Source organism: Flavobacterium segetis (assembly GCF_900129575.1).
GTDB lineage: Bacteria > Bacteroidota > Bacteroidia > Flavobacteriales > Flavobacteriaceae > Flavobacterium > Flavobacterium segetis.
Map to the genome: position 1 here is coordinate 72,101 of NZ_FQWE01000005.1, position 16,966 is coordinate 89,066.

General features: G+C 33.0%; 13 protein-coding genes. 5 read left to right on the forward strand and 8 right to left on the reverse strand.

What is annotated here, in order from left to right:
* Positions 1–383: 383 nt before the first annotated feature.
* Positions 384–1,295, forward strand: coding sequence for a phospholipase A (locus BUA99_RS08420; RefSeq protein ID WP_072990809.1), 912 nt, complete (start codon positions 384–386; stop codon positions 1,293–1,295).
* A 40-nt stretch (positions 1,296–1,335) separates the two neighbouring features.
* Here BUA99_RS08420 and BUA99_RS08425 read toward each other — a convergent pair whose 3' ends face one another.
* From BUA99_RS08425 to prfB, 3 genes are all read right to left on the reverse strand, one after another.
* Positions 1,336–1,635: an energy transducer TonB gene (locus BUA99_RS08425; protein WP_072990812.1), complete on the reverse strand. Its 300-nt coding sequence runs from the start codon at positions 1,633–1,635 to the stop codon at positions 1,336–1,338.
* On the reverse strand, positions 1,598–2,035 hold the full coding sequence (locus BUA99_RS14955; protein WP_072990815.1) for a toxin-antitoxin system YwqK family antitoxin: 438 nt from the start codon (positions 2,033–2,035) through the stop codon (positions 1,598–1,600). Before BUA99_RS14955 ends, BUA99_RS08425 begins: the two co-directional genes overlap by 38 nt.
* A 39-nt stretch (positions 2,036–2,074) precedes the next feature.
* Positions 2,075–3,173 (reverse strand): peptide chain release factor 2 gene (gene prfB, locus BUA99_RS08435; protein WP_143151734.1). Its coding sequence is split into 2 segments (ribosomal slippage): positions 2,075–3,109 and positions 3,111–3,173, totalling 1,098 coding nucleotides; the frame shifts between segments, so codons are not numbered across the junction.
* A gap of 88 nt (positions 3,174–3,261) precedes the next feature.
* Between prfB and BUA99_RS08440 the strand changes: the two genes are divergently transcribed.
* Positions 3,262–4,281, forward strand: a complete 1,020-nt coding sequence (locus BUA99_RS08440) for a threonine aldolase family protein (protein ID WP_072991443.1) — start codon at positions 3,262–3,264, stop codon at positions 4,279–4,281.
* Between the two features lie 64 nt (positions 4,282–4,345).
* Here the strand turns inward: BUA99_RS08440 and BUA99_RS08445 are convergent, their stop codons facing one another.
* On the reverse strand, positions 4,346–4,666 hold the full coding sequence (locus BUA99_RS08445) for a YbaB/EbfC family nucleoid-associated protein (RefSeq protein ID WP_072991446.1): 321 nt from the start codon (positions 4,664–4,666) through the stop codon (positions 4,346–4,348).
* 144 nt (positions 4,667–4,810) lie between these two features.
* Between BUA99_RS08445 and BUA99_RS08450 the strand changes: the two genes are divergently transcribed.
* Both BUA99_RS08450 and BUA99_RS08455 read left to right on the forward strand, forming a co-directional pair.
* A complete protein-coding gene (locus tag BUA99_RS08450) occupies positions 4,811–6,871 on the forward strand; it encodes a S9 family peptidase (RefSeq protein WP_143151739.1) in 2,061 nt (686 codons plus the stop codon).
* 64 nt (positions 6,872–6,935) lie between these two features.
* The gene (locus BUA99_RS08455; RefSeq protein WP_072990821.1) at positions 6,936–7,976 is read left to right on the forward strand and encodes a cysteate synthase; all 1,041 of its coding nucleotides are present in this window, start codon (positions 6,936–6,938) and stop codon (positions 7,974–7,976) included.
* Between the two features lie 134 nt (positions 7,977–8,110).
* Here BUA99_RS08455 and BUA99_RS08460 read toward each other — a convergent pair whose 3' ends face one another.
* The 4 genes from BUA99_RS08460 to BUA99_RS08475 form a co-directional block, all read right to left on the reverse strand.
* The gene (locus BUA99_RS08460) at positions 8,111–10,183 is read right to left on the reverse strand and encodes a hypothetical protein (protein WP_072990824.1); all 2,073 of its coding nucleotides are present in this window, start codon (positions 10,181–10,183) and stop codon (positions 8,111–8,113) included.
* A gap of 389 nt (positions 10,184–10,572) precedes the next feature.
* Entirely contained in the window at positions 10,573–11,295 is a 723-nt protein-coding gene (locus tag BUA99_RS08465; RefSeq protein ID WP_072990827.1) for a YebC/PmpR family DNA-binding transcriptional regulator, read from the reverse strand.
* Between the two features lie 177 nt (positions 11,296–11,472).
* Positions 11,473–12,555 (reverse strand): glycine cleavage system aminomethyltransferase GcvT, encoded by a 1,083-nt coding sequence (gene gcvT, locus BUA99_RS08470; RefSeq protein WP_072990830.1) that lies wholly within the window; start codon positions 12,553–12,555, stop codon positions 11,473–11,475.
* 196 nt (positions 12,556–12,751) lie between these two features.
* Positions 12,752–14,179: an L-serine ammonia-lyase gene (locus BUA99_RS08475; protein ID WP_072990831.1), complete on the reverse strand. Its 1,428-nt coding sequence runs from the start codon at positions 14,177–14,179 to the stop codon at positions 12,752–12,754.
* A gap of 233 nt (positions 14,180–14,412) precedes the next feature.
* Here BUA99_RS08475 and BUA99_RS08480 point away from each other — a divergent pair, with 233 nt between their 5' ends.
* Entirely contained in the window at positions 14,413–16,920 is a 2,508-nt protein-coding gene (locus BUA99_RS08480; RefSeq protein WP_072991449.1) for a M14 family zinc carboxypeptidase, read from the forward strand.
* Positions 16,921–16,966: the final 46 nt, after the last annotated feature.

Below are 16,966 nucleotides of genomic sequence, written 5' to 3' on the forward strand. Positions count from 1 at the left end.
TGTAAATTTTGAAATATAATTATTAGTAAACTGTACAGATAATATAGCTAGAGAACTTGGAGAAACTATTTGAATTGTATTTTTATTCAAAGTATTAGCTATATTGTAGTAAAGTTATTTGTAACTATAATTAAAAACAATACTTTTAATTAATAGTAGATTGGGGTTCTAATTACTAAATAGAAGTATTAAAAAATACACCGGTAATGATTTTTTTAAAACTTTAAAGATAATTGTAAATAAGCAATAATGCATTAATTCTCGATATCAGTTTTAATTTATTTGAAGTTTTATAGTTATTATTATGTAATTGAAATATCAATTTATGTAAATTTAAATTTAAGTAATAGCGTACTTTAGCACACGAATGAATTCTTTAAATTATGAAATCAAGTTTTTTGCAACTATTGATATTTACTACTTTCCTTTCTTATTTTTCGGTTAATGCTCAAATTCAAGCCTTGTTTAATAACAAAACTCAACTTCGAAATATGACAGAACGCTGGGAATTAGATACCACTTCCGTTCGAGGTACTTTCTTACTTACGCCGTACAAACCTATTTATGTTTTACCCGTTCGATGGTCTAGTTCTCCCAATGAACGTCCTATTTCAGTAAATGAAGGCCCTGATTATGTTGCTCCTGCTGGTATAGATTATAATAATGTAGAGTCAAAATTTCAATTAAGTTTTAAAACGAAAATTTTACAGGGTATATTCTGGGGACATGGTGATCTATGGGTTGGATACACACAAGTAGGGCATTGGCAAATTTACAATGATGCCTTATCGCGACCTTTTAGAGAGATTAATTATGAGCCAGAATTGATTCTTAATATTCCTGTAAAATTTACTGTTTTAGGTTTTAAAACAAGAATGGTGGGTCTAGCATTTAATCATGAATCAAACGGGAAAAGTAATCCTTACTCTCGTAGTTGGAATAGAATTATATTTCACGCTGGTTTTGAACGCAATGACTGGAGTTTTTACATTAGGCCTTGGTTTATTTTACGTTCAAAAAAAGACGATAATCCTGATATTGCTTCTTACATAGGTAGAGGAGATATCAATGTAATTTACAAGAAGAATGGCAATATTTTTTCATTCATAGGAACTCATAATTTAAATTTTAATTCTAAAGCTAATGGTGGGGCATTTTTTTCATGGTCCTATCCAATTAAAAATAATCTCAAAGGTTTTCTTCAAGTTTCTCATGGTTACGGTGAATCTTTAATCGATTATAATCATAAACAAACAACTGTAGGTTTAGGAGTTTCTTTGATAGAATGGTTTTGATTTATCTATTGATACACTTTTTTATCAATGATTCATGTTATTATTGAAATGTTAGTGGAAGCGTATACTTAGCGCGTGTTATAACCCCATCTATTTGACCAGGCGTCCATCGCAATGCGTTAACAAGTACTTTAATAACCGCTAAGTCAATTTCTTTATTTATACTTTTAATGATTTTGAAATCGTTTAAAGTGCCATCAGTTTCAACAAAAAAACTGATTATAACTTGGCCTTTAATGTTAGTAGGAGCTTTAAAAGTATCTGCTAGATAGGTGTAAAATTCTTTTTTACCTCCAGGATATTCAGGATGTAAATAGGTAGGGAAAAAAAGCTTTTTCAATTCCGTTGTCATTAAAACATTTGCCATCAACGAATTCACCTTTTTTATAATTTTCGGTACGTTTAATTGTACCGTTTTCATAATACATATTTGAAATGCCCTCTAACTTACCTTTCGAATAAAATTCTTCTTTTTCGATCGATCCACTCTTATGCCAAGTAATTGAAGTGCCTTCTCTTATGCGTCTTTTATAATTGCTAAAGAAGTCACTATTTCTAATCGTGCCGTCTAATAAATAGGTTTTTCTTTGTGTGCCATAGTTTACCTTTTCGTACGTGCTGTAATAAGTTGCACTATCAACTGAAGGCAATTCCTTAAATTCTTCAGTAAAATATATTTTATTTTGACCGTAAAATGAAATTGAAAATAATAAAATTAATGCTTTTAGTAAATATCTCATCTGTAATAAAAATCTTTTAGTAGGAATAGATATTGTAAGTTACTCTTCTTCCTTTTGTCCCATCATCATTAGGTAAGCTTTAAGAAATTCGTCAATTTCACCATTCATAACGCCATCTACATTGCTGGTTTCATAACCAGTTCTAACGTCTTTGACTAACTTGTAAGGCTGCATTACGTAATTGCGTATTTGAGAACCCCACTCAATCTTCATTTTTCCAGCTTCAATATCCGCTCGTTGCGCTTGTTTCTTTTTTAGTTCAATTTCATATAATTGAGATCGCAACATTTGCATAGCACGTTGTCTGTTATCTTGTTGCGAGCGCGTTTCTGAACATTGTATTTGAATACCTGTTGGTTTATGAAATAATTGTACCTTGGTTTCCACTTTATTCACATTTTGTCCGCCAGCACCACTAGATCGCGAAGTTGTTATTTCTATGTCAGCAGGGTTAATGTCTATTTCAATGCTATCATCGACAAGCGGGTACACATAAACGGATGCGAATGAGGTATGACGTTTAGCATTACTGTCAAAAGGGGATATACGTACCAATCGATGTACGCCATTTTCTCCTTTTAGATATCCAAAAGAATAATCACCTTCAAATTCGAGCGTAACGGTCTTAATTCCAGCTGCTTCGCCTTTTTGAAAGTTAAGTTCTTTAATTTTGTATCCATATTTTTCGCCCCACATCATATACATGCGCATTAGCATTTCGGCCCAGTCACAACTTTCAGTTCCACCAGCTCCAGAAGTTATTTGAACGACTGCGCTCAGCGTATCTCCTTCATCTGAAAGCATGTTCTTGAACTCAATTGCCTCAATATGGAATTGCGTTTCATTATAATGAGCATCTAATTCTTCGGGAGTGAGTTCACCTTCTTTGTAAAAATCGTACGCGAGCTGCAACTCATCCGTCATCTCAACGGCTCTATTGTAATCTTCAATCCACTTTTTTTTATTGCGAAGATTCTTTACTATTACTTCAGCATCTTTTGCGTTATTCCAAAAATCAGGTGCAAAAGTTTTTTCTTCCTCATTAGAAATTTCAATTAATTTGGCATCAACGTCAAAGATACCTCCTCAACGCACCAAGGCGCTCTACAATACCTTTAATTTGTTCGGTAGTTGTCATAAATTATGTAATTTTGTGTCGCAAAAGTAGATAATTTTTTACGTTGAGACAAACGGATAATTCTCTCAATAAAAATAACAACATAAATATGGAAATAAATTTAATTAGTGATACTATTACAAAACCATCACGTGAAATGCTGGTGTATATGTTAAACGCAGTTGTAGGTGATGATGTATACAAACAAGATCCCACTGTTATTGAGTTAGAGGCAAAAGTTGCTGAGATTTTTGGCATGGAAGCTGGGCTATTTTTTCCTTCAGGAACTATGGCTAATCAAACAGCAATAAAATTGCATACACAACCTGGAGAACAATTGATTGCTGATAAATATGCTCACGTTTATCATTACGAAGGTGGAGGGGTTTCATTTAATAGTGGCGTTTCCTGTTGCCTATTAGACGGAAATCGAGGGATGATTACTGCTGAGCAAGTAGCAAATGCTATAAATGATCCCGAGTTTTATCACAGTCCAATGACGAGTTTAGTTTGTGTGGAAAATACAACTAATAAAGGCGGTGGTGCTTGTTATGAACTAGAAGATTTACAGAAAATAAAGGAAGTTTGTGATGCCAATAACTTAAAATTTCACCTAGACGGAGCAAGAATATGGAATGCGCTAGTAGCAAAAAATCAAAATCCTAAAGATTTTGGTAAACTATTTGACACTATTTCTGTTTGTTTGTCTAAAGGTTTGGGAGCACCAATTGGATCAGTTTTATTGGCTGACAAAGCAACAATTCATAGAGCATTGCGTATCCGTAAAATATTGGGTGGTGGAATGCGACAAGTAGGTTATCTGGCAGCAGCTGGGCTATATGCATTAGAAAATAATATCACTCGACTTGCAGAGGATCATCGACGAGCGAAGGAAATTGCCGAGGTATTAAAAAAGGTTAACTGGGTAGAATCAGTGGAACCAGTGGAAACTAATATTCTTATTTTTAAATTAGTTCCTAATTGTATAGAAAAGAATCTAATTGAGCTTTTAAAGCAAAAAAATATTTCTATTAGCTCAATGGGTCATGGAAAATTAAGAATAGTTACCCATCTTGATTACAAGGAAGTGATGCATACCTACGTCCTTGAAACACTATTAAAACTTTAAAAAATAATTTTGAATTATGAGTTTTTATTTGTAAAACTCATAATTCAAAAATTAAATTAAGTTTTTATTTAAATAAATCTTCCATCCCGGGAATCATTGGCATGTCCATTTTAGTAACTGCGTCAAGTTCGGTTTGATTTATCTTAGTCGCTTTTTCTATCGCTTTGTTTAGTACTAAAATTAAATAATCTTCAAGTTGATCTTTGTCTTCTAGTAAGGCATCGTCAATTACAATTGATTTTATACTTCTATTAGCGGTCAAAGTTACTTTTAGTAAAGCGTCACTGCTTTGCTCATCAATTAGTACTGTATCTAAGTGCTTTTTAGTATCCTCAATTTTTTTCTGGGTTTCTTTTAGTTTACCCATCATTCCCATTAAATCCATCTTTCGTTTTTTTAAATTAAATTGAATCACAAATTTAGTATATTGCATAGCCAAAATCAATAAAAAATCATGAAAAATAAGATCTTCTTAGGTTGTCTTTGTATTATTTTTGCAGTCTCATATAATAAAACAAAAGCACAGCAAATGTCAAAAAATATTCCTGCACCGATAGCTAAAATAATTCCAAAAACTTTAGAAAAGCACTCCCAAAAGCGTGTTGATAATTACTACTGGTTAAACGATAGAGAAGACCCTGCCGTTATTGATTATTTAAATAAAGAGAATAAGTATTATGAGGAGATGACTTCGCATACAAAAACTTTTCAGAATGAATTGTATGAGGAAATGAAGGCTCGTATAAAGGAAGATGACGAATCTGTGCCATACTTATACAATGGCTATTACTACATTACAAGATTTGAAACAGGCAAAGGTTATCCTATTTATTCTAGAAAAAAAGAAAATCTTAGCGCTGATGAAGAAATATTATTCAATTGTAATGAATTATCTGAAGGTCATTCTTATTTTAAATTAGGAGGCTTAAGTGTGAGTCCTGATAATAAATACGTCAGTTTTGGTTTAGACACAATGGGTAGAAGAATTTATACGGTTCAAATTAAAAATCTAGAAACCGGCGAGATTCTTTCAGATAAGATCGAAAATGCTACTGGAAGTTCCGTTTGGGCAAATGATAATAAAACTTTGTTCTATACAAGGCAGGACGAAGTTACTTTACGATCTGACAAAGTTTTTAAGCACAAAGTAGGAACTGGATCTGCTACTGATGAACTTGTTTTTCATGAAAAGGACGATACATTCGATGTTTCTGTTGGTAAAGAAAAATCTAAAAAATATATTGTCATTGGATCAGGAAGTACCTTGACAACAGAATTTAGAATATTAAATGCCGATCAGCCCGATGGAAAATTTGTTATTTTCCAGCCAAGAGTTCGTGGTTTAGAATATTCTATTTCTCATTTTGGAGATTCATTTTATATTTTGACCAATAAGGATAAAGCAACGAATTTTAAGTTGATGAAAACTCCTGAAAAGGCTACTAAAAAGGAAAACTGGAAAGATGTTATACCCCATAGAGCAGATGTTTTATTAGAAGACATAGAAATATTTAGTGACTATCTAGTTGTTGATGAACGTGCTGATGGACTCAATCGCATTAGAATTATGCCATGGAGTGGAAATGGGGAATATTATTTACCTTTTGGTAGTGAAACCTACAGCGCTGGTCCTACGACTAATGTAGATTTTGATACCGATATTTTAAGATATAGTTATCAATCACTTGCTACACCCGCCTCGGTTATTGATTTTAACATGAAAACTAAAGAAAAAGAAGTTAAGAAAGAGCAGCAGGTTCTAGGTGGTGATTTCGATAAAGATAATTATGTGGAAGAGCGTGTTTGGGCAATAGCAACTGATGGAAATAAAATTCCTATTTCTATCGTGTATCGAAAAGGTTTGAAAAAAGATGGAAGTAATCCACTATTGCTGTATGCGTATGGTTCTTATGGAGTAACTATGGATGCTTATTTTTCATCGACTCGCTTGTCGCTTTTAGATCGAGGATTTATATATGCTATAGCGCATATTAGAGGTGGCGAAGATTTAGGTAGAACTTGGTATGAAGATGGAAAATTACTAAAAAAGAAAAACACTTTTACCGACTTTATAGATTGTTCTAAGTTTTTAATTGCAGAAAAATATACATCGGCCAAACATTTGTACGCTGAAGGTGGATCAGCTGGGGGATTATTAATGGGAGCAATTATTAATATGGCTCCTGAATTATATAATGGAGTAATTGCGCAAGTTCCTTTTGTGGATGTGGTTACGACGATGCTTGACGATACCATTCCTCTTACAACTGGCGAATATGATGAATGGGGAAATCCGAATATAAAAAAATTTTATGACTATATGTTATCGTATTCTCCTTATGACAATGTTAAAGCGCAAGAGTATCCAAATATGTATGTTTCTACTGGTCTGCACGATTCGCAAGTTCAATATTGGGAGCCAGCCAAGTGGGTTGCTAAGTTAAGAACTCAAAAAACTAATAATACTGTTTTATATTTAAATACTAACATGGATGCGGGTCATGGTGGTGCTTCTGGACGATTTGAAGCATTGAAGGAATTAGCAGAAGAATTTAGTTTTATATTAGATTTAGAAAAAATTATAAAGTGATTTTTTTTATTTAATTTACACCTTTCATGTTTGCAGCAAATTTGTCCACGCCTAACTATTTTTTATGAAAAAGGAAATAAACGCTTACAACAATGTGTTAGAACTAATAGGTAACACACCTCTTATTAAGCTAAATAAAGTTACTGAAGAGTTGAAAGGTAATTTCTACGCTAAGGTCGAAGCTTTTAATCCGGGTCATTCTTCAAAAGATCGAATTGCCCTGTACATAATTGATGAAGCTGAAAAAAAAGGTATTTTATCTCCGGGAGATACTATAATAGAAACAACTTCAGGCAATACTGGTTTTAGTTTAGCAATGGTAAGTATAATTAAGGGATATAACTGTATTCTTGCTGTCAGTTCTAAATCATCTAAGGATAAAATAGACATGCTTCGCAGCTTAGGTGCTAAAGTATATGTTTGTCCAGCGCATGTATCTGCTGCTGATGAACGTTCGTATTATAATGTAGCGAAGCGTTTGCACGAAGAAACAAAAGGCTCAGTATACATCAATCAATATTTTAATCAGTTGAATATTGATGCGCATTATAAATCAACAGGTCCAGAAATTTGGAATCAAACGAACGGTCAAATAACACATCTTGTTGCTTGTAGCGGAACTGGTGGCACTATTTCAGGCACGGCTAAGTTCTTGAAGGAGCAAAATCCAAATATTAAAATTTTGGGTGTTGATGCTTTTGGCTCAGTGTTAAAAAAATACCACGAAACAAAAGAGTTTGATAGTGCTGAAATTTATCCATACAGGATAGAAGGCTTAGGAAAAAATTTAATTCCAGCGGCTACTGATTTTGATGTGATTGATAAATTCATGAAAGTGACTGATGAGGAAAGCGCGCACGCAGCTAGAGAAATCACAAAAAAAGAAGGGTTGTTTGTGGGCTACACTTCTGGAGCGGTTTTTCAAGCTATCAAGCAATATGCAGAAGAAGGCGAATTTGATGAAAACAGTAATGTTATTGCGATTTTCCCTGATCACGGTTCCCGATACATGAGTAAAGTTTTTAGTGATGACTGGATGAGCGAGCAAGGTTTCTTTGACAGTATCAATCAGGAAGAAGCGCAGAAAATTGAGTATATAAAATAAATTTTATTTTACGGTAAAAAGTTATATTATAAACTGCCCCAAAATCGTGTCTAACTGCTTAGGGGCAGTTTTTATATAATAATTGATATACCTTTATTGTTATTTATTTTGTTTTGAAATAACAGACATTTTTTTTAATTTAACAATTGAGGAGTACTGATTATTAATTCTATTTTTTTAATAATAATCGTAATTTGGTTCATTTGTAATTCTATATTTCTAAAAAAGAGACTAATATCTCTGTTGACCCAGCTTTCAGAAATAACCCTTGCCCCTAAGCTAATTCTTAAAACAGCACTTTCAATATCGTTACTATATTTTACATTAACAGCTTGTCCTATATGACATTTTTGTGCAGCAAGTCGGATGATTTCTATCGAAGAGTCTTTAAAATAATCTGACAAGTCAGAATTTAGTAATAGGTACAGTTTTTTTACCTTATCGAGTGATAAGGCCTTATTATCTTTAAGAATAAAAAAGGGGAAAATGGTTCGAATATTTCTTATACCAAATTCTTTGCTGTAATAAGTCTTGGTTTTAGTTTCATCACCATATATCGGGACTAAAAAATTAGCATCTTTTATGGAATCCTCAATAAAATTACAAAACATTTCAATACCCATATTTCGATATAAAATTGGAGTTTTGTAATAACGGTCCATTTCTACTATGGCAGCGTTCCAACGCATATAAGAACCGTAATTATAGCCCTCGGACAATTCATTTGAACAAAACCAAGATTTGGGCCAGTCCGTATGATTATAATATTGGGTTAGACCTTTAGGCAATGTAGTTTTTACAGAACGAATTAATTTATTTACATTTTTAGGTAAAATTAATGCACCAGAATAAGGCGGTCCAGTAAAGTATTTACTTCCTGTAATGGTAACAATATATCCTTTGCTTAAATAATTTTGAATATCCTTTGGATCTAATCTAAGTTGAGAGCCATCTACAATGATTTGAATTGATAATTTTTTGAGTGTATTCAGTTTTTCAATAAATCCATCACTAGGCGATTGGTATCCTAATTTTGATTGATCCATTGTATGCAAAACTACATGCCTACCTAATTCATTAGTTTTAGAAATAGCATTAAACACTTCGTCGTCTAGTAGATTAGAAGATTTTAATGCGCCATTTTCATCTCTAAAAGGAATTTTAATCAAATCGACATCCCGAAAGCCTTCAATCCTATCGCCATTTTTAATTGGGAAATTTAATGCCGTTGTATTCTCAAAATGACATCCTTTTAATGCTGAAGCAACACCGCTACCAGTTTCGTCAGAAGCCACTAAAATATGGGTGATTTCTTTTTCAGAAATAATTTGAGTTATCGCTGCAATTTGCAAAGAGGAATCAGTGCCTGATGGCGAAAAGATTATTTCACACTCCTCATTTAGTTTGAATATTTTTCTAAGATTATTTTTTAGTAATTCTGTAAACTCGATCGTCGTTTTTTTGAATCCACTTTTCAAACTATTATTAATTAAAATACTTCTAACTTTATCTGTTTTATCAAAAGCAAAATTAGAAACGCTTGATGCAGTCGATGATGCAAAAGTGAATGCATCTGGTCTAGGAAAAGGTCGGCAACCATATTTATTTAGTAATTCAATTTCATCAATGTTCAATCTAAGATCACCTCCAGCCATCAATAAATATTCTGTAGGTTTTGCAAGATTTTCAATTATTGGTTTCCAAGATTCTTGACACTCTTTGTTTGAAGTATTCAATCCATGAAAAATCTCTATCCCTTCTTGTTTTAAACACCATTCCTTATTAATGTCAGGTTCATCTTTAATTAAATTAATTAAAAAGTAATCAAGCTTTTCTAGTTTTTCTTTGTCATCTTTGGGCAATAATTTATAAAATATTCGAGTCACTTCAAGTGCAGCAATATCGCATAATACGATATCTTTTTTCTCGTTATTCAATGCTTTATACCAAAGTTGCCACTCGATACCATATCTCAAATAAACTAATGCTAGAACCGGTTGACTCAAGAATGTTGAACCAATTATAATCGATTTGTTCGGAATGATTTTAAAAATAGTAGGCTCAGTAGTAGAGGTAATAATATTAATGTTATTTACTTTGGGTACAGTATTAAACCTTTTTAAAACACGCACCAAGTAATTAATATTTTCCTTTTCAAATAAACTAGTTCTATTGTATTGATTTTCAATTAGAATGTTGTTTGTCATAGTTGTTATATTTTATAACGTTCATTAGAACGAAGTTCTTTAATTAGACGGCTATACGTGATCAAATAAATATTTTTCCTATTAATCGAACTCAAATTTGAGAACTTTTATAATATATTCATCACATTATAAATGGCTTAAAGGCTACACAATTATGATGCGATATTCTTTTTTAAACAACATTTTTCAGATTTAAAACAAAAATATTTAACTTGCGTTTGTTGCTCAGTAACCACTATTATTTTGCAATATAGAAAAATATTTCTTTGCATAAGAGTATCTACTTCATTTGTCCGTATGATGTTTTGTAAGCTTAATAAAATAATAATTAAAAAGTCCCTTTTACGGAAGCAAAAAGGACTTTTTTGTCGAGTATTTAGGTGCTGCTTTTAAGATGAAGCTTCTTCTTCCATTGTGTGATACACGTTCATAACGTCATCATCTTCTTCTAGTTTTTCAATTAATTTTTCTACATCTGCTACCTCAGCTTCTGTTAATTTTTTAGTAATTTGTGGGATTCTCTCAAAACCAGACGAAAGGATTTCAATTCCTCTGGTTTCCAATTCTTTTTGGATTGTTCCAAAACTATTGAATGGCGCATAAATTAAAATGCCATCTTCATCTTCAAAAACTTCCTCTGCTCCAAAATCGATCAACTCTAATTCTAGTTCTTCGGGATCCATTCCGTTTGCAGGGATTCTAAAGTTGCAGGTATGGTCAAACATAAATTCGACTGAACCTTGAGTACCCATAGTTCCATTACATTTGTTAAAAAAACTTCTAACATTAGCAACAGTTCTGTTATTGTTATCTGTGGCTGTTTCGACAAGAATTGCGATTCCGTGTGGTGCATATCCCTCAAATAAAACTTCTTTATAGTTGGCTGTATCTTTATCAGTTGCTTTTTTAATAGCGCGTTCTACATTTTCTTTTGGCATATTAGCAGCCTTAGAATTTTGTATTACAGCTCTTAATCTTGAGTTTGCTTCAGGATTTGGACCGCCTTCCTTCACTGCCATTACAATGTCTTTACCAATTCTGGTAAATGCTTTGGCCATTGCTGACCAACGTTTCATCTTTCTACCTTTTCTAAACTCAAACGCTCTTCCCATTATTATGATGTTATTATGTGTGGCAAAAGTACGTTTATTACTTATTTTTTCAAAATACATTATTTATTATATCTACTACCACATATTAAAAAAAAAAAACACAAAGCCGCAGGGTTAAGTACTGGTTTGTGTTTTAGTCTACTTGTTTTGTCTCTGTTAATTAGAGACGATAACTTTTTACTTTTTATAAAAGGGTGCTTTAACAACTTTAGCAGGAACGTCATTTTTACGAATTCTGATAAAAATATCGCTATCAATAGCACTGTTTGCAACAGTTACATATCCAAGTCCAATTCCTTTATTTATGGACGGTGACATGGTTCCTGATGTCACAACTCCTATTACATTTCCAGATCCATCAACAATTTCGTAATCGTGTCTTGGCACTGCACGTTCTTGCATTTCAAATGCAATTAGTTTTTTAGTAACTCCAGCTTCTTTTTGATTTTTTAAATTTTGTGAATTGGTAAATTCTTTATTGAATTTGGTAATCCAGCCTAATCCTGCTTCTAGTGGTGAGGTCGAATCATTAATATCATTCCCGTATAAACAAAAACCCATTTCAAGGCGTAATGTATCGCGAGCAGCAAGACCTATTGGTTTAATTCCAAAACTGGCTCCAGCTTCAAAGACTTTATGCCAGATGTGTTCCACTTGATTATTTTTACAATAAATTTCGAAACCGCCTGAGCCTGTATAGCCTGTTGCTGAAATTATCACATTTTCAATTCCTGCAAAATCAGCTACTTCAAAGTGATAATATGGAATAGTTGATAAATTAATAGAAGTTAGCGATTGCATTGCTTCAACAGCTTTAGGACCTTGTATTGCCAAAAGCGAATAATCATCTGATAGATTTTTCATGTTCGCTCCCATGTTATTATGAGACGATATCCAGTTCCAGTCTTTATCGATGTTTGAAGCATTTACGACTAGTAGGTATTCTTCTTCCTTCATTTTATAGATAATTAGATCATCTACAATTCCACCATCATTGTTTGGCAAGCAGGAATATTGTGCTTTCCCTACAGTCAAAGTTGAAGCATCGTTAGAGCATACTTTTTGGATTAAATCCAAAGCATTTACACCGGATATTAAGAATTCTCCCATGTGAGAAACATCAAAAACTCCAACTGCGTTTCGTACAGTTTCGTGTTCTGCATTTACTCCTTCGTATAAAATAGGCATATTGTATCCAGCAAATGGAAGCATTTTAGCTCCTAAACTTTCGTGTATGTGCGTTAGCGCAGTATTTTTCATTGTGATTTTATATATAAATTGATTGGGCTAATTTATTGTTTTTTTATGGAGTGACAAAGAGGAGTAAGTGCAAAAATTAATTCCGCAATCGATTTAGTTATTCTAAAATTTTTTATTGTTTTTAGGGGAAAAGATACGAATGATACCAATCAAAAAAGCGAATTAAAAATATCGAGAATCAATTAAAAATCATCAATTAACAATCAGCCATATTTACAGCTATTGCTAAACCTCCCTCAGAAGTTTCTTTATATTTATTATTCATGTCTTTCGCTGTTTGCCACATGGTATCAACTACTTTATCAAGTGGAACTTTTGCATTTTTCGGATCTGTTTCTAATGCTAATTCTGCTGCGTTTATTGCTTTTATGGCTCCCATTGTATTTCGTTCGATACAAGGAATTTGGACTAGACCGCCTATTGGGTCACATGTTAGCCCTAAATGATGTTCCATTGCAATTTCGGCAGCCATTAAAACTTGTTCAGGAGTTCCGCCCATTAATTCGCATAAAGCAGCAGCAGCCATCGATGATGACACCCCTATTTCTGCTTGACAACCACCCATTGCCGCTGAAATTGTGGAACCTTTTTTGAAAATGCTTCCTATTTCACCAGCAACTAATAAAAATTGTTTTATTTCTTTTTGTCCAGCATTGTGATTTTCAATCACTAAATAATACATTAAAACAGCTGGTATTACTCCAGCACTTCCATTAGTTGGCGCTGTAACAACTCTCCCTAATGCAGCATTAACCTCGTTTACAGCAAGTGCAAAACAAGCAACCCATTTTAGAATTTGACGGAATTTAACCTCTGTTTTTCTAATTTCTTCCAGCCAGGTTTGAGGCGTATTATAATTAGCTAAACCGATAAGGTTTTGATGCATGTCAAATGCCCTTCGACGCACATTAAGTCCGCCTGGAAGAATTCCTTCAGAATGGCAACCAATATGCATGCATTCTAACATTGTGCTCCAAATTCTCAATAATTCGTGATTAATTTCAGCTTCAGTACGCATTGATTTTTCATTTTCAAGAACTATCTCTGAAATTGATTTTTTCTCATGGGTGCAATATGATAAAAGGTCGGCAGCTTTGTCTATTGGGTAAGGAAAGGTACGTTTTATTTGAATTTTTTCTTTAGCATTTACTCTTTCTTCTTTAACAACAAATCCTCCACCTATCGAATAAAAGGTAGAAATATAATTACTGCCATCATTAAAAAAAGCTTTGAAGGTCAATCCGTTTGCATGAAAGTCAAGAAAATTTTTATTGAATATTATATCTTCCGTGCTGTGAAATGAGATGATTTTTTCATTTCCTAGATTGATTTCGCTCCTAGATTGAATCGATTTAACTATTGAATTGATATTTTCTATAGGAATGTATTCTGGATCTTGACCGCTCAATCCTAACATTACAGCGAGATCCGTAGCGTGACCTTTGCCAGTTAAAGAAAGAGAACCGTAAAGATCAATTGTCACTTTATTTACATTATGAATTAAATTTAGAGTTCTTAATTCGCTTAAAAATCGCTCCGCAGCTCTCCAAGGTCCAAGTGTGTGTGAACTTGAAGGTCCAACACCAATTTTTAACATGTCGAAAACTGAGATACATTCTTCCATCTGTTATATGAATTTTGTGATTCGCAAATATAGTAGAATGTTCTTAGGATCTGAATGATTGAGCGAATATAATTGTCTATTTAATAATTTTTCATATTTATTTCAAGCAAATCTGTAATGTATAGGTTATTTGAATGAAAATCTATTTTTTTTATGAACTATTATTATAGGAGATGGCTTGTGCGCTATTTGTTAAAACGCTATTTTTGGGATCAGATTTAACTTTAATCACTATGAAGAAAACCATTTTAAGTTTCTGTTTAATGCTTGCTTTTGTAAGTAACATTAGCGCACAACTACAGAGTCCTACAGAATTTTTACCTGCATATGGCAAGCAAATAACCCATTATCATCAGGTAGAAGATTATTTTAAGTATCTAACTGACAAGTCAAATCTCATAAAACAGCAAAAGTATGGTTTAACACCGGAGCTCAGAGATTTGAATGTATTTTTTATTTCAAGTCCTGAAAATTTGGCTAATCTCGAACAAATTCGAAACAATAACCTAGCTGCAATAGGATTGTCAAATAGTAAAAACCAAATGATTGGCGACAAGCTAATTGTCTGGTTGAGTTTTAATGTTCATGGAAATGAATTTGCTGGAACTGAAAGTGCTATGACAGTTGCGTATGAGCTTATTAATCCAACAAATATCGAAACTAAAAAATGGCTAGAAAACACCATCGTTATTTTAGATCCGTGTATCAATCCTGACGGATATTCAAGATATGGTAATTGGTTAAGAGAAATTTCAGGTAAAAAAAATCATCCTGAACTTTCTGATCGAGAACACATGGAAGACTGGCCTGGCGGCAGATACAATCATTATCTTTTTGATTTAAATAGAGATTGGGCTTGGCAAACACAACCAGAAAGTCAACAACGTATCGCTTTGTATAATAAATGGATGCCACAAGTACACACTGATGTGCACGAACAAGGCTTTGATTCACCATATTTTTTTCCACCATCTGCTGAACCTATTCATGAATATATAGAAAAGTATCAAAGAGATTTTCATGATGTTTTAGGAAAGAACATGTCCAAGAAATTTGATAGTAATAATTGGTTATACAATACGAGCGAACGCTTTGATTTGTTTTATCCAAGTTATGGTGATACATACCCGGCTTACAACGGAGCAGTAGGAATGACATTAGAGCAAGGAGGTATAGGAGCGGGTAGGGAAGTTATGATGAGTAATGGAACTACTTTGTCCATCAAAGATCGCTATACGCATCATGCCGCTGCTGTACTTACGGTCGTGGAATCAGCAGCAGCACAAGCAGATGTTTTATTGAAAGGATTTCGAGGTTTCATGAACAATTCTCGCAAAACAGTGAAAGGATATTACAAGATGTATGTCATGAAAAACAATCCCAAATTGGTACAATTAGCTGAATTACTTAAAAAGAATAATATCGATTTCAGTTATGCTGATGCGAATGTAAAAGCCTCTGGATTCAATTACAGCACAAAATCAGAAAAAGGTTTTACAATTGAGACTAATGATTTAATTGTAAAAGTAGATCAGCCTAAAGCTGTTTTTGCTCAAGTTCTTTTTGAACCTAATCAAAAGTTGAATGATAGTTTATCTTACGATATTACCGCGTGGGCATTACCTTTAGCGTACGGTATTGAAGGCTATGCCGTAAAAAACAGTTTGGATTTTAAAACAAAAGTAGCAATTGAAATAAAAGAAAAAGTTGTCCCACAAAATGTATATGCTTTTCATATTCCTTGGAATAATAGAATTTCTGCACAAGTTTTATCACTACTTCACCAAAATAATATAAAAGTGCGTTCAGCCATGAAGAAAGCTGTTTTTGGCGATGTAATAATAGAAGCAGGTGGATTGCTTGTAAGTAAAGCTGATAATCCTAAAGTGGTGGATTTTGAAAAAACAATTTCAAAACTTATTAAAGTCAAAGATGATTATAATTACATAACAAGTGGTTTTTCATCAAATGCCAGAGATGCAGGTGGGGAAAACTTTAATTTATTGAAGGCTCCAAAAGTTCTATTATTGTCTGGAAGGGGGATAAGCTCGACTGAGTTTGGCGCTACTTGGTTTTATCTTCAGGAAACAGTTGATTATCCTGTGAGTGTTGTTGAAATAAATAATCTAAAAAGGATAAATCTCTCGGATTTTAACACAATTATATTAGCTGATGGAGATTATGATCTCTCTGATGATCAACAAAAGAAAATGGAAGATTGGATTAAAAATGGTGGAAAAGTAATTGCAATGAACGGAGCACTTTCTCTTTTTGAAGGAAAAGATGGTTACGCACTTAAGGTGTACGCTACCGATGATGATAAAACAGCCGCTGAAAAAGAGTCAGATCTAGAAGTATTAAAGGAACGGTTTTTAGATTTTCAAAATGCAGAACGAAGAGAGATTTCTAAATCAATTCCTGGAGCAATAATAGAAAATCAATTGAATAAAAGTCATCCTTTATCATTTGGTTTAGGTGATATTTATTATAGCTTGAAAACGGACGGCACTTACTTTTCACTTTTGAAAGATGCAATCAATGTTGCATATATTCCTAAAGACTATAAAAGCTACGGTTTTATAGGACATGAAATTAAAAAGAAATTAAAAAATACGGTAAGTTTTGCAGTTGACTCGAAAGGAAAAGGATGTGTTATTTACATGGTAGATAATCCCTTATTTAGAGGTTTTTGGGAAAATGGCAATCTACTTTTCAGTAATGCTTTGTTTCTCGTTAATTAATATAACAGTATGTAAAGTCTGGTAAAGTAGATTTACGATAGAGTAT